Origin of the sequence: Nonomuraea soli (assembly GCF_013761175.1) — a bacterium.
GTDB classification, from domain to species: Bacteria; Actinomycetota; Actinomycetes; order Streptosporangiales; family Streptosporangiaceae; genus Nonomuraea; species Nonomuraea soli.
On record NZ_JACDUR010000004.1, the window covers coordinates 311131 to 324289 of the forward strand.

General features: G+C 70.8%; 11 protein-coding genes. 6 read left to right on the forward strand and 5 right to left on the reverse strand.

The genetic code is table 11. From position 1 onward, the window contains the following. Positions 1-126: 126 nt before the first annotated feature. From HNR30_RS19920 to HNR30_RS19940, 5 genes are all read right to left on the reverse strand, one after another. Positions 127-1509 carry a DUF58 domain-containing protein gene (locus HNR30_RS19920; protein ID WP_181611409.1) on the reverse strand — a complete coding sequence of 461 codons (1383 nt, stop codon included), beginning with the start codon at positions 1507-1509 and terminating at the stop codon, positions 127-129. Between the two features lie 4 nt (positions 1510-1513). Continuing rightward, positions 1514-2494, reverse strand: a complete 981-nt coding sequence (locus tag HNR30_RS19925; protein ID WP_181611410.1) for an AAA family ATPase — start codon at positions 2492-2494, stop codon at positions 1514-1516. Between the two features lie 122 nt (positions 2495-2616). Continuing rightward, positions 2617-3744 carry a DUF4350 domain-containing protein gene (locus HNR30_RS19930; protein WP_181611411.1) on the reverse strand — a complete coding sequence of 376 codons (1128 nt, stop codon included), beginning with the start codon at positions 3742-3744 and terminating at the stop codon, positions 2617-2619. Positions 3745-3838: 94 nt separating this feature from the next. After that, positions 3839-4486 carry a DUF4129 domain-containing protein gene (locus HNR30_RS19935; protein ID WP_181611412.1) on the reverse strand — a complete coding sequence of 216 codons (648 nt, stop codon included), beginning with the start codon at positions 4484-4486 and terminating at the stop codon, positions 3839-3841. Beyond that, positions 4483-5784 carry a glycerophosphoryl diester phosphodiesterase membrane domain-containing protein gene (locus HNR30_RS19940; RefSeq protein WP_181611413.1) on the reverse strand — a complete coding sequence of 434 codons (1302 nt, stop codon included), beginning with the start codon at positions 5782-5784 and terminating at the stop codon, positions 4483-4485. Before HNR30_RS19940 ends, HNR30_RS19935 begins: the two co-directional genes overlap by 4 nt. Before the next feature lie 248 nt (positions 5785-6032). Between HNR30_RS19940 and mtrA the strand changes: the two genes are divergently transcribed. From mtrA to HNR30_RS19970, 6 genes are all read left to right on the forward strand, one after another. Then, complete coding sequence (mtrA, locus tag HNR30_RS19945; protein WP_181611414.1) at positions 6033-6710, forward strand: MtrAB system response regulator MtrA; 678 nt, start codon at positions 6033-6035, stop codon at positions 6708-6710. Positions 6711-6824: 114 nt separating this feature from the next. After that, entirely contained in the window at positions 6825-8441 is a 1617-nt protein-coding gene (gene mtrB / locus HNR30_RS19950; RefSeq protein WP_246378889.1) for an MtrAB system histidine kinase MtrB, read from the forward strand. Beyond that, on the forward strand, positions 8434-10149 hold the full coding sequence (locus HNR30_RS19955; protein WP_181611416.1) for an LpqB family beta-propeller domain-containing protein: 1716 nt from the start codon (positions 8434-8436) through the stop codon (positions 10147-10149). The genes mtrB and HNR30_RS19955 overlap by 8 nt, the downstream gene beginning before the upstream one ends. A gap of 39 nt (positions 10150-10188) precedes the next feature. Further along, positions 10189-10998 carry a ComF family protein gene (locus tag HNR30_RS19960; protein ID WP_181611417.1) on the forward strand — a complete coding sequence of 270 codons (810 nt, stop codon included), beginning with the start codon at positions 10189-10191 and terminating at the stop codon, positions 10996-10998. A 626-nt stretch (positions 10999-11624) separates the two neighbouring features. Then, positions 11625-12287 carry a ribosome hibernation-promoting factor, HPF/YfiA family gene (gene hpf / locus HNR30_RS19965; protein ID WP_181611418.1) on the forward strand — a complete coding sequence of 221 codons (663 nt, stop codon included), beginning with the start codon at positions 11625-11627 and terminating at the stop codon, positions 12285-12287. A gap of 231 nt (positions 12288-12518) precedes the next feature. After that, on the forward strand, positions 12519-13145 hold the full coding sequence (locus HNR30_RS19970) for a LuxR C-terminal-related transcriptional regulator (RefSeq protein WP_246378950.1): 627 nt from the start codon (positions 12519-12521) through the stop codon (positions 13143-13145). Positions 13146-13159: the final 14 nt, after the last annotated feature.

Sequence of the window (13159 nt, forward strand, 5' to 3'; positions counted from 1 at the left end):
GGCCTGCCACCCGGCCTCGGGATCCCTGCGTGGCCCCTGCACCCGGCTTCGAGCCCGGCGTGGCCCTGCCACGTCGCCTTGGACCTTGGCGCGGCCCTTACCCGGCCGTAGGGCCCTGGCGCGGTCCTACAAGCGTCCCTGGGACTTGAGCGCGAGGTAGGCGTCGGCCAGGGCCGGCGCGAACTCCTCCGGCACGGCGTCGACCACCTCGACCCCGTGACGCCGCAACCGGGCGGTGACCCGGCGGCGGTCGGCCATGGCCCGCTCGGCGGCGGCCGCGTCGTAGACCTGCTCGGCCGACCCGTGCAAGCCCGCCATCGCCGTCACCCGCGGATCGGACACCGCGGCGACCAGCAGCAGATGCCGCGAGGAGAGCTGGCCCAGCACCGGCATCAGACCCTCCTCCAGCGAGGCGGAGTTGAGGTCGGTCAGCAGCACGACGAGGCAGCGGTGCCTGGCACGCGACAACACGGCGGCGACCATCCCGGGACCGTCGGCCTCGATGAGCTCCGCCTCGATGGGCGCCATCACGTTGACGAGCGAGGGCAGCAGTTCGGTCTTCGACGCGCCCGACAGCCAGGCGCGGACCGAGCGGTCGTAGGCGAGGAAGTCGACCCGGTCACCGGCACGCGCGGCCAGGGCGGCCAGCAGCAGCGCGGCGTCCATCGACCAGTCGAGCCTGGGCCACCCGGGCGCGGGCAGCGGGCCGGGATCGATGAGCAGCCCACCACCGGCGCCGGCGGCGGGTCGGGCGCCCGCCAGCGGGATCGGCGCGGAGCCCACCCGCCCGGCCGACGTGCGGCCCGTGTCGAGCACGATCAGCACCCGCCGGTCACGCTCCGGCCGCCAGGTGCGCACCACCACGTCGTTGCGCCGCGCGGTGGCACGCCAGTCGATCGACCGCACGTCGTCACCGGCGACGTATTCACGCAAGGAGTCGAACTCGGTGCCCTGCCCCCGCACGAGCGCCGGGTGCTGGCCGTCGAGCTCGCGCAGCCTGGCCAGCCGCGAGGGCAGGTGCTTGCGCGACAGGAACGGCGGCAACACCCGCACCGACCACGGCGACGAGTGCCCGCCCTGCCGCGCCGCAAGACCCAGCGGCCCCAGCGACCTGACGGTGACCGCCTCCGACCGCCGGTCGCCGCGCCTGACCGGGGTGAGCACGACGGAGTACCGCCTGCGCTCGCCCGGCGGCACGTCGACGGCCTGCGACCTGGGCCACGCCCCTGCCGAGGGAGCCCAGGCGTCACGCAGCACCCCTCGGACGCGCCGCTTGCCGGGGTTCTCGACGACGAGGTCGACCGTGGCGGTCTGGCCGAGCCGTACGACCGTGTCGCCCGAGCGATGGAAGACGAGCGGGCGCACGGAGCCCGCCAGCGCCAGGTCGAGCACGATGGCCGCCGCCAGCAGCAGGCAGACCCCTGCCACGGCCAGCACCGGGTCGGGGGCGATGAGCACCACCACGATGCCCAGCGCCGCGACGAGCGCCGCGCGTCCGGTCAGAGCCATGCGATCACCGGGGCACGGGGACCGAGGAGAGGATGCCGTCGAGCAGCCCGTCGGCGGTCGCGCCCTCGAGCTCGGCCTCGGGCCGCAGCTGCACGCGGTGGCGCAGCGCGGGACGGGCCAGGGCCTTGACGTCGTCGGGCGTCACGTAGGTGCGCCCCGACAACCACGCCCACGCCCGCGAGGCGGCCAGCAACGCCGTCGCGCCACGAGGGGAGACGCCGAGCTGGAACGAGGGCGACTGCCGGGTGGCCCGGCAGACGTCGACCACGTAGCCGAGCACCTCGGGAGCCACGTGGGTGGTGGCCACGGACTCGCGGGCGACGGCCAGATCCTCGGCCGTGGCCACCGGCCTGATCTCGGACAGGTCGCGCGGGTCGAACCCGTGCGCGTGGCGCTCCAGCACCGCGATCTCGTGCTCGCGCGGCGGCAGCGGCACAGTGAGCTTGAGCAGGAACCGGTCGAGCTGGGCCTCGGGTAGCTGGTAGGTGCCTTCGTACTCGACCGGGTTCTGCGTGGCGCAGACGACGAACGGATCGGGCAGCGCGCGCGGGTCGCCCTCGACGCTGACCTGCCGCTCCTCCATCGCCTCCAGCAGCGCCGCCTGCGTCTTCGGCGGCGTGCGGTTGATCTCGTCGGCGAGCAGCAGGTTGGTGAAGACCGGGCCCTGCTTGAACTCGAACTCCGACGACTTCGCGTCGTAGATGAGCGACCCGGTGACGTCGCCCGGCATCAGGTCGGGGGTGAACTGCACACGCTTGAAGTCGAGCGACAGCGCCGCGGCCAGGGTGCGGACCATGAGCGTCTTGGCCACGCCCGGCACGCCCTCCAGGAGCACGTGACCCCGGCACAGTAGGGCGATGACCAGCCCGGTCACCACGGCGTCCTGGCCGACGACGGCCTTGGCCACCTCGGCACGCAACGCCCCGAGCGCCTCCCGCGACGCGTCACCGCGACCGGCCACCCGGGTCGTTTCCTCAGTGTTCATGGTCGCGACCGCTCTCCACTCGTTGGCATCGCAAGCTCGCTCTCTCGCGGAGAGCTCCTTCGCTCGGGGTTCATGGTCGCGACCGCTCTCCACTCGTCGGCATGGCTCTCTCGCTCGTCCGATCACCGTTCACTGATCTGCCTTTCCAGGTGGTCAAGGTATCCGGCCAGACCGACAAGAGCGCCGTCGTCGGCCGGCGGCGGGCCGTACAGGGCGGCGCCGACCAGATGCGGGTCCTGTCCGGTCCGTACGGCTATCGCGGAGACGACCGCGTCGGCCCCCGAATCGACGGTGAGCCCGAGCCTGGGCAGCACGCGGGCCAGCATGCCCGCCCGCAGCGCCGCGGCGGCACGGTCACGCGCGCGGCGGGCCCGGTAGAGGCCGCCGTGCCCCTCGACGCTCTCGGCCGCGCGCACGACGACCGGGAGCTTCTCCACGACCACGGGCCCCAGCCTCCTGGAGCGCCACACGATGGTCACCAGCAGGGCGATGAGCGCCATCACGACGCCCCAGCCCACGTTCGGCGACATGAGATCGTAGATCGACTTGTCGCCGCCGACGGGGCCGCCCTCGTCGGCGGGCGGGTTGACCAGCCAGGTGACCGCGCTCTTGGAGCTCGCCAGGTTGAGTGCCAGCGCCGCGTTGCCGTCCTCGTCGAGGCGCATGTTGGTCATGAACTGCATGTCGCCCACGACGGTCACGGTGCGGCCGGAGACGGCGTAGGTGAGCAGGGTGGGGCCGTCGGGCGACGGGTAGCAGCCGACGGAACCGCCGGGGCCGCTGAGCGGGCTGCCGCCGAGGAAGACGCTCCCCGCGGCGCGCGCGGCGGGCAGGTCGCACTCGGGCTCGCGGCTGCGCACGCGGGCGCCGTCGAGGTCGCGCCGCACCTCGGGGGCGAGGTCCTCCAGGTAGGGGCTGCCGGCGTCGATCAGCAGGTCGCCGCCGAGCCGGTCCATGTCGTCGTGGTAGACGTTGCCGGTCACCAGGATCAGCCGGTCGCCGCTCAGGCGCAGGGCCGCGTCGACAGAGTCGACCCGGTCGACGGTGACGCCCCGGGCGCGCAGCAGCTGCGCCAGTGCCTTGCCACCGGACAGGGAGGTGTCGTCGGGGTCGAGGTAGCGGGCCTCACGGGCGCCGCCGGACAGCAGCACGCCGATCGTGGCCGCGACGACGAGGAGCACGCCGACCAGCAGCGGGGCTCGCAGGGAACGCCAGATGCCGCGCGTGGTGGGGGAGGTGGAGGTCGTCACCGGCGTCCTCCGGAACGGTGCCCGGCGCGCACGGAGCTGATGGGCGGAAAGGCGGCCACGGCGGGGCCCATGGCAAGGGCGGCCACGGCGGGGCTCATGACGCGCCTCCCTGGTGCGGCCCGTTGGCCGTCGTGGTGCTCAGGGGTGCGGGTCTGGCGCGGCGGAGGCGTTCGTCGAGGTCGGCGATCACGCCGTACGCCTGGGACGTGCCGGGCACATCCCCATAAGTCACGTCGTCGAAGATCCGGGCCGCCTGCGTCAGCTCCGCCGCGAACGCCGGCAGCGCCCGCCCCGCCTCTGCGGCCAGTTCGTCGGCGGTACGGCCGGGCAGCCCGTCGACGAGCGCCCGCTCCTCCAGGTCGCGGGCGATGGCGCGCAGCCGCTCGCGCACGGCGTCGGCCCAGCGTCCCTCGGAGGCGAACCGTTCCGCGTTGCCCCGGTGGTCGGCCGCGCTGAGCGTGCGCTCGCCGAACAGCACGTCCGCCCCAGCGGAGGAGCGCCGCGAGGTGTGGCGCAGCCGCCAGACCACCAGCGCCACGACGGCCGCCAGGATCGCCACGATGAGTACCGCGCCCAGCACCCCGAGGCCGGGACCGCCGGGCACCTCGGGGTTCATCATGTCGCCCAGGAACTGCTTGAGCCGCCGCCACAGCTCGTCGACCAGCGGCTCCTGCTGGTATTCGGGCTTGCCCAGCTCTCGCGCCGCCTCGCCGGCGGCCTCGTCGCGGCCTGTCGGTGTCACTGGCGGGCGGAGTTCGACGGGTGCCAGAGGTCGTCGGCGGAGGCGTGCACCCAGCCCTGCCGCTGCTGCTCGATCGCGGCGGTCTGCAGCACCAGGTCGAACGCCTCGCTGCGCATGCGCCGGTCGGTGTAGAGCAGCCCTGAGACACCTGCCTGGATGGGGTAGGAGATCATCCCGCCGATCATGGTGCCGAGCGTGATGAGGATCGCCGACACGATCAGGGAGCCGGTGGTGTTGCCGCCGAGCATGCCGACGAAAGTGCCGACGAGGGTGAACGGCAGGCCGATGATCGCGCTGACGAACCCGGCCAGCAGCATGGTGACGAGCAGGATGCCGAGCACACGCCAGAAGTCGCCGCTCACCAGCTGCCACGAGCGCCTCATCGCCTCGACCGGCCCGCGCCGCTCCAGGACCACCGCGGGGGTGGCGAAGGAGAAGCGGGTCATGACGAAAAGGGCGTAGGGGGCGTAGATGATCAGCGCGAGGAACATGAAGCCGAGGAAGGCACCGTCGCTCATGCCGGATCCGCCCATGACGAAGAAGAGCGGCACCAGCACCACCAGGGGCGCGATGGTCAGCAGGGTCATCAGGCCCACGACGCCGAACAGCGCGGGCCAGCGGCCCTTCAGCAGCGACCACGCCTCGCCGGCGGTGATGCGCCCGCCGAAGACCGCGCGGCCGAGGATGCGGGTGAGCACCCCGGTCAGCAGCGTGACGGCGATGAAGCCGATGAGGTAGGACAGGATGCTCCCGCCGTAGCTGGACAGGAAGCCGGAGTTGATGCTGCGCTCCACCTCCTGCGGGTCGGCGTACGGGTTGGTCAGCAGGCTGCCCATGGGGCCGAGCAGGAGCGCCTGGCTGATCGCCACGGGGATGGCCACCAGCAGGGCGGTGATCGCCGACAGGCCGAGCACGGCCTTCGGGTTGGAGCGGATCAGCTTGATCGAGCCGTCGAGCACGTCGCCCAGGGACAGCGGCCGCAGCGGGATGATGCCGGGGCGCATCGCCGGGGCATGCGGGTGCTGGTAGCCGCCCTGGTGGCCGGGATGCCCGTAGGGCTGCGGCTGCTGGCCGTAATACGGCTGCTGGCCGTACGGGGCGGCGGGTCCCGCGGGAGGCGGCGCCTCGCCGTACGGCGCGGGCGGCACGGGCGGAACGGGCGGTGCGGGCGGCGCGGGCTGCTGGCCCGGCTGGCTGGGCTGCTGGCCGGGGGCGGCCCAGGGGGAGGACGCGGGGGCCCCATAGGGCGGCGGCTGGTCGGCCGCCCAGCCGGGGGGCCTCTCGTGACCTTCAGACATAGGTCAATCCTGGCATGCGTGGCTTGCACTGCGGTTGCGCGGACGCTCAATAACAGGGCGTTTCGGGGCAAGCCACACCCTGGGGATGGCCTAATGACGGTCGGTTACCGCAGACTGAGATCGGGGGAGAACCATCAAGCGTAAAATTTGACTTTTGACGGTCTCACGTCACATCCACGAGCTGGGCAAGGGTAACCTCTCAGCAATCTGACAGTATGTCCCACAATGCGTAGAACGAATGAGGGGCCATGAAAGGTCGCGTGCTTGTCGTCGACGACGACGCCGCTCTCGCCGAGATGCTCGGCATCGTGTTGCGGGGAGAAGGTTTCGAGCCCTCCTTTGTCTCCGACGGTGACAAGGCCCTGGATGCGTTCCGCGACACCCGTCCGGATCTGGTCCTGCTGGACCTGATGCTCCCCGGCGCCGACGGCATCGACGTGTGCCGCCGGATCCGGGCCGAGTCGGGCGTGCCGATCGTCATGCTCACCGCCAAGAGCGACACCATCGACGTGGTGCTCGGCCTCGAGTCGGGAGCCGACGACTACATCGTCAAGCCCTTCAAGCCGAAGGAGCTCATCGCCCGCGTGCGCGCCCGCCTGCGCCGCACGGACGAGCCGACCCCGGAGATCCTCCAGATCGGCGACATCACCATCGATGTGGCCGGCCACTCGGTCAAGCGGAACGAGGAGACCATCAACCTCACCCCGCTTGAGTTCGACCTGCTGGTCGCCCTCGCTCGCAAGCCGCGCCAGGTCTTCACCCGCGAAGTGCTGCTCGAGCAGGTCTGGGGCTACCGGCACGCCGCCGACACCCGTCTGGTCAACGTGCACGTGCAGCGCCTGCGCGCGAAGATCGAGAAGGACCCGGAGCACCCCGAGATCGTGGTGACCGTCCGTGGCGTCGGTTACAAGGCCGGTCCCGCCTAAGAGGCCGCCGGTATGCCCCCCTCACGGAAACCCTCGACTCGCAGACGGACATTTCGCCAAATACTCGGAGGTGTCCGTAGGCGGGCACGCCGTGCCGCGGGCCGGGTGCGCCGCATGTGGCGGCGTTCCCTCCAGTTGCAGGTGGTCACCAGCACGCTGGTGATCTCGATGACCATGGTCGCCGTGCTGGGCGTCTTCCTGTTCCAGTCGATCAGCACCTCGGTCATCAACCAGCGCAAGGCCTCCGCGATCGCCGACGCGATCAGCGACACCGTGATGATCAGGGACGCGATCTCGTCAGGCTCCGGCGCCGACGAGACGCCCAAGGCGGGAGACCTCGTCTCGCCCCCGCTCGACCGCGCCTTCGACGGACTCAGGCCCCCCGCGGGGAGCGACCGCCGCTACGAGGTCTACATCCGCGCCGAGAACTCCCCCGGCGGCGGCCGCGCCTCCGGCGGCATCCCCGAGGACGCCATCCCCCAGCAGCTCATCCGCGACCTTGAGGACCTGCGCGACAAGGGAAGGTACGGCGACGCCTACCGGCGGGAGTTCACCGGGCTGATCTCCTTCAGGGCGTCGAGCAGGCCGCAGGTCGCGCTCGTCACCGGCGTGGTGATCGACCACGAGTACCAGGTCTACCACTTCTTCCCGCTCGTGGAGGAGGAGGCCACCCTGGCCAACGTGCGCCAGGTCCTCGTCCTGGTCGGCGCCGGCCTGGTGCTGCTCCTGGCCGCCATCGCCTCGCTGGTCACCCGCCAGGTCGTCACTCCTGTACGGCTCGCGCGACAGGCCGCCGAGCGCCTGGCCGCGGGCAAGCTCGACGAGCGCCTGAAGGTCCGCGGCGAGGACGACCTGGCCCGCCTGGCGACCTCGTTCAACGAGATGGCCGCCAACCTGGCGCTCAAGATCCACCAGCTGGAGGAGCTGTCGCAGGTGCAGCGGCAGTTCGTCTCCGACGTCTCGCACGAACTGCGCACCCCGCTGACCACCGTGCGCATGGCCGCCGACCTCATCCACGACGCCCGCGAGGACTTCGACCCGATGGTCTCGCGCTCGGCCGAGCTGATGCAGGCGCAGCTGGAGCGTTTCGAGTCGATGCTGGCCGACCTCCTGGAGATCAGCCGCTACGACGCGGGCGTCGCCACCCTCGACCTGGAGCCCACCGACCTGCGCGACGTGGTGCTGCGCGCGGTGGCCGACTCCGAGTCACTGGCCGAGCGCCACGCCACCCGCTTCGACCTGCGCCTGCCCAACGAGCCGTGCATGACGGAGATCGACAGCCGCAGGGTCGAGCGCATCCTGCGCAACCTGCTCTTCAACGCCATCGAACACGGCGAGGGCAAGGACATCGTCGTGACCGTCGGCCAGGACCGCGACGCCGTGGCCGTGGCCGTACGCGACCACGGGGTCGGGCTCAAGACGGGCGAGGAGCAGATGGTCTTCGACCGCTTCTGGCGCGCCGACCCCTCGCGGGCACGCACCATCGGCGGCACCGGGCTGGGCCTGGCCATCTCCCGGGAGGACGCCGCGCTGCACGGGGGCTGGCTGCAGGCGTGGGGGCAGCCGGGCGAGGGTTCGCAGTTCCGTCTCACGCTGCCGCGCGACGCCAGCGTGGAGCTGAAGGGTTCGCCGCTGTCTCTGGAGCCGCCGGAGATCCAGATCCGGCGGGCCTGGCGCGGGCACATCACGCCGGTGCTCGCACCGGCCACGGGGGAGTTCCATGGTGAGTAAGCGACTGGCCACGCTCGTGGTGGCGGCCTGCGTGGCCTCCACCGGGGCTTCCGGCTGCTCGGTCATCTCCCTGAGCAGCGCCCCCACCGCGCCCGTCCTGTCGGACCACGGCGACACCCTCGGCGAGCCGTTCCACCAGCTGATCCCCTCCGCACCCCAGCCCACCTGGGACTCCAAGCAGGTCGTCGAGGGCATGCAGGCGGCCATGGCCGTCTTCGACGACGAGGGCATCGACAAGACGCTGTGGAAGTACCTCACCGCGGACGCACGACAGGAGTGGAAGCCCGACGGCTCGATCGCGGTGCTCGACTGGGTCAAGGCGGTGCCCGACCCCGAGGCCAAGCCGAACGACGCGGAGACCACGGTCACACTCACCGGCAACCAGATCGCCGAGATCAAGCCCGACGGGCGCTCGGTCCAGCTGACCGACCCGCTGCCGGTCAGCCACCGCATCACCCTGAAGAGGGTCGGCCAGGAGGGCTACCGCGTCTCCGGCTTCGACCACCCCAGGATGTTGCTGACCGCCGCCGACGTCGAGCGCTCCTACAAGAACGCCCGGCTCTTCTACGTCTCGCCCGACGGCAGCCGCATGGTCGGCGACCTGGTGAAGGTGCGGCGCGAGGTCGACCAGAACCTCGCGGAGAGCTACGTCAGCCGCCTCCTCAAGGGCCCCAGCGACGCGCTCGGCAAAGCGGTCAACAGCTCCCTGCCGGTCGGCGCCAAGGTCGGCTACGTGGAGCTGCGCGGAGACAGGGTGGCCGTCAACCTCGTCGGCGGCTTCAGCCCCGGCACCCTGCGCACCAGCGAGCTCAGCGACCAGCTCGGCTTCACCCTCAAGGAGTTCGCGCGCGGGCTCGACATCGAGGTGCTCCACAACGGCGAGCCCTTCTTCGGCAGCGCGTCGCTGGTGATCAGGGCCGCGGAGTACAACGCGCCGCAGTCGTCGAACTGGCCCGCCTACTACCTCAGCGCCGGCCAGGTCTACCAGGAGTCGGAGCCGGGCAAGGACTTCCACGCGATCGGCGAGCCGGCCCCGCAGGGAGCCGCGGCCTCCGACCTGGCGATCTCGCCCGACCGCCAGCACTTCGCCGTGCGCGCCTCCGACGGCATCTGGATGCAGGAGAACGGCACCTGGCGCCCGGTCATCCCGCAGGCCGACCTGCGGGCTCCCGTGTGGCGCAGCGACGGCACCCTGTGGACCTACGACAACGCGCGCTCGTTGTTCCTGCGCTTCGACCCCGTCTCTCAGCAGCGGCAGGAGATCCCCGCGCCGCTGCTCAAGGGCGCGACCGTCGACAAGTTCGCCTTCGCCCGCGACGGCGTGCGCGTCGCGCTCATCGTCAGGGACGTCGTCGGACGGCAGTCGCTCCAGGTGGGCGCGGTGAGCCCGCTGGAGGTGGGTAACTTCCAGAAGCTCGACGAGGCCAAGGAGAAGGACCCCGAGGAGTTCCGCGACATCGCCTGGGAGATCGGCGGGGAGAGCCTGTTCCTGCTGACCGACGCGGTCATCTACCGGGTCAGCCTCATAGGGGGCAGCCCGAAGCCGGAGATCCAGGTCAAGAACGCCGACTTCATCGCCGTGCAGGGGCCGCGGCTGCTCGTGGGGAGCAAGAACTCCGTGCTGACGCTCAACGTGAGCAACCAGAAACTCGACAACCTCGTCGACGGCCAGGAGACGCTGCCGATCTACCCGGCCTTCCCCGCCTGATCCGCGAATCTGTCGGCGGCGCCTGGCACAGTGACGGTCATGCTCGCGGCTCTGGTGGATTTCCTGACCCCGCAGCGCTGCCTGGGGTGTGGCGTGCCGGGGGAGGCGTTGTGCGGGCTCTGCCTGGCTCCTGAGCCCGCCAGGAGGGTGCCTGAGCCGGCGCCGGAGGGGCTGCCCGACTGCTGGTCGGCCGGCGCCTACGAGGGGCCGCTACGGCAGGCGATCCTGGCCTGCAAGGAACGCGGGCGCACCACCCTCACCCACCCCCTGGGCCAGGCCCTCGCCTACGTCCTGACCCACGCCCTGCCCGCGGCCCCGCCCTCCGCGCTGCCCGCGGGCTCGCCCGCCCGGCGCGCGGCCCTGCCCTCCGCCCTGCCGTCTGCGTTGCCCGCCTCCCAGCCCCCTCCGGTGCGTTCCGGCCATCCCGTGGGCCCCGGCGGGCTCGCCGGTGCCCCGCCGCTGGACCCCCGTGCGCTCGACGGAGGACTGACCCTGGTGCCCGTGCCGAGTGCGCGGCGTGCCGTGCGGGGCCGGGGTCACGACCCCGTCGCCGCCCTGGCCGCCCACGCGGCCAGGGCCCTGCGGGCCCATGGCTGGCGGGTGGACGCCAGGCAGGCGCTCACCCAGACCCGCCGGGTCGCCGACCAGGCGGGTCTGGCGGCCGGGAGCCGCGCCGCCAACCTGGCGGGCTCGCTGCGCGCCATCCGCCCCGTCACGGGCCGGGTGGTGCTCGTCGACGACGTGGTGACGACGGGAGCGAGCCTCGCCGAGGCGGCCAGGGCGCTGCGCGCGTCAGGGGCGGAGGCACGGCTGGCCGTGACGCTCGCCGCGACACGCCGAAGATCATGATTTTTTCACCGTCACTCTGGGTAAAAGAAGATCAAACTCTTCGCCCTCACCGGCGGGTCACACCTCTGTATCCCCGCTGCCCCTGCTACCCAGCTCACCGGATGTGAGTGGCGCACACATAAGGGATGCAGCACGCTCGAACAGTGCCCCCTGGGACCCACGACATCTTTGGGAAAATCACGCAAAGTGATCCTTTGGCCCGTCCTCCGGCTGACATTCCCCGCCGTTGCAGATAGCGTTCTGACATGGCACCCGTTCGGGTCCGTGGTTGCGCAGAGCTGGGAGAAGTCCCAGCTCCGCTAGCCGATGCCAGCCGCAGGCAAAACGGTCCACGTAAGGCGACTCTTTGTCGACTGATCACGGTGCGGCTTAGGAGTAAGTCCTGCCTCCCCGGGGGTCCAGATGTCCCCCGACCAGGAGAGAAGGTCGGTAGTGGCACAGAGCCGCGAAATCCTCAGCAGGCGAATGTGGGGTCGAAGACCAGGTCGGCCGGACGGGTGCCGTCGAGATTCCTGGTGATGGTGAGCCGGAAGAGGGTAACGGTGAAGGAGAGACGGACGAACCTCGCACGGCAAGCAGGTAGCCGGGCGCTCTATCGCACTCGCTAGAGGTAGGGGGGTTGTTGCATGGACATCATCGTCAAGGGCCGGCACACCGGAGTGAGTGATCGGTTCCGAGACCACGTGACGACCAAGCTGGCCAGGATCGAGCGGCTGAACAACAAGCTGATCCGCGTCGACGTGGAGGTATCCAAGGAACGCAACCCGCGCATCATCGACCAGCGCGAGCGAGTGGAGCTGACGATCCACTCCCGTGGTCCCGCCATCAGGGCGGAGGCGTCGGCCGACGACCGCTTCGCGGCACTCGATCTCGCCCTCGACAAACTGGAAGGCCGCCTGCGCAGGCTGGCCGACCGCCGCAAGGTCCACCACGGCAACCACGGCACCCCTTCTGTGGGAGAGCTGACCGCCGCCCTCGCCGAGCTGCCTCCGCAGCCCGCGAAGGTCGTGCCGGAGCAGGCCGCCGCCGAGGAGGACGAGGAGTACACCCTCCCGGATCCCAAGCAGTACGACGACCTCGTACCCATCGAGATGGACGGCGACGGGCCGCTCATCGTCCGCGAGAAGTTCCACAACGCCGAGCCGGTGACGATCGACCAGGCTCTGCTGGAGATGGAGCTCGTGGGCCACGACTTCTATCTGTTCCGAGACAAGGAGAGCGGCCAGCCGAGCGTTGTTTACCGGCGGCGCGGCTACAACTACGGCGTGTTGCGGCTCGTCGAGCCCTGATCGCCGGCCAGTAGATCTTCTCGACCACCCAAGGACCGCAAAACCCGTGCCATTATGGCGGTTCAACGGCTCTGGCCCCCCACGAGGAGGAGACGTGAGCAAGCGCAGCGGGCAGCATGGCCCCCATCGCCCTGTCTGCCCTGCGGCTCAGCAGGCGCGACCTTCGGAGGCGGTCGCGTGACGGAAACGAATCGCGATCCCATCCGCGTGCTCATCGTGGATGACCACCAGATGATCCGGCACGGGCTCGCCATGACCCTGACCACCGAGCACGACATCGAGGTGGTCGGGGAGGCGAGCGACGGGCTCGAGGCGGTCGAGATGGCCGACCGGCTCCTGCCCGACGTGGTCCTGATGGACGTCCGCATGCCGCGCAGGAGCGGCATCGAGGCGACCAGGGGCATCAAGTCCTCGGTCCCGAGCACGCGCATCATCATGCTGACCGTCAGCGACGAGGAGGAAGATCTCTTCGAGGCCATCAAGGCAGGAGCGACCGGCTACCTCCTCAAGGACGTCCAGCTCGACGAGGTCCCCGATGCCGTCCGCGGCGTCCACGAGGGGCAGTCGCTCATCAATCCGGCCATGGCCGCCAAGCTCATCAACGAGTTCGCGAGCATGAGCCGCAAGGAGGCCGAACGCCCGCCCCAGTTGCCCGTCCCCCGGCTCACCGAGCGGGAGATGGAAGTGCTGAGGCTGGTGGCCAAGGGCATGAACAACCGTGAGATCGCCAAGCAGCTGTTCATCTCCGAGAACACCGTGAAGAACCACGTGCGCAACATTCTCGACAAGCTGCAGCTGCACTCCCGCATGGAGGCTGTGGTCTACGCCGTGCGAGAGCGGATGCTCGAGATCACCTGACGGACCCGGAGGCC

Excerpts from the sequence above, each read along its gene's own strand:
- HNR30_RS19920 (WP_181611409.1), bottom strand. The coding sequence starts at position 1,509 with ATGGCTCTGACCGGACGCGCGGCGCTCGTCGCGGCGCTGGGCATCGTG.
- HNR30_RS19925 (WP_181611410.1), bottom strand. The coding sequence starts at position 2,494 with ATGAACACTGAGGAAACGACCCGGGTGGCCGGTCGCGGTGACGCGTCG.
- HNR30_RS19940 (WP_181611413.1), bottom strand. The coding sequence starts at position 5,784 with ATGTCTGAAGGTCACGAGAGGCCCCCCGGCTGGGCGGCCGACCAGCCG.
- mtrA (WP_181611414.1), top strand. The coding sequence starts at position 6,033 with ATGAAAGGTCGCGTGCTTGTCGTCGACGACGACGCCGCTCTCGCCGAG.
- mtrB (WP_246378889.1), top strand. The coding sequence starts at position 6,825 with ATGTGGCGGCGTTCCCTCCAGTTGCAGGTGGTCACCAGCACGCTGGTG.
- HNR30_RS19960 (WP_181611417.1), top strand. The coding sequence starts at position 10,189 with ATGCTCGCGGCTCTGGTGGATTTCCTGACCCCGCAGCGCTGCCTGGGG.
- hpf (WP_181611418.1), top strand. The coding sequence starts at position 11,625 with ATGGACATCATCGTCAAGGGCCGGCACACCGGAGTGAGTGATCGGTTC.
- HNR30_RS19970 (WP_246378950.1), top strand. The coding sequence starts at position 12,519 with ATGATCCGGCACGGGCTCGCCATGACCCTGACCACCGAGCACGACATC.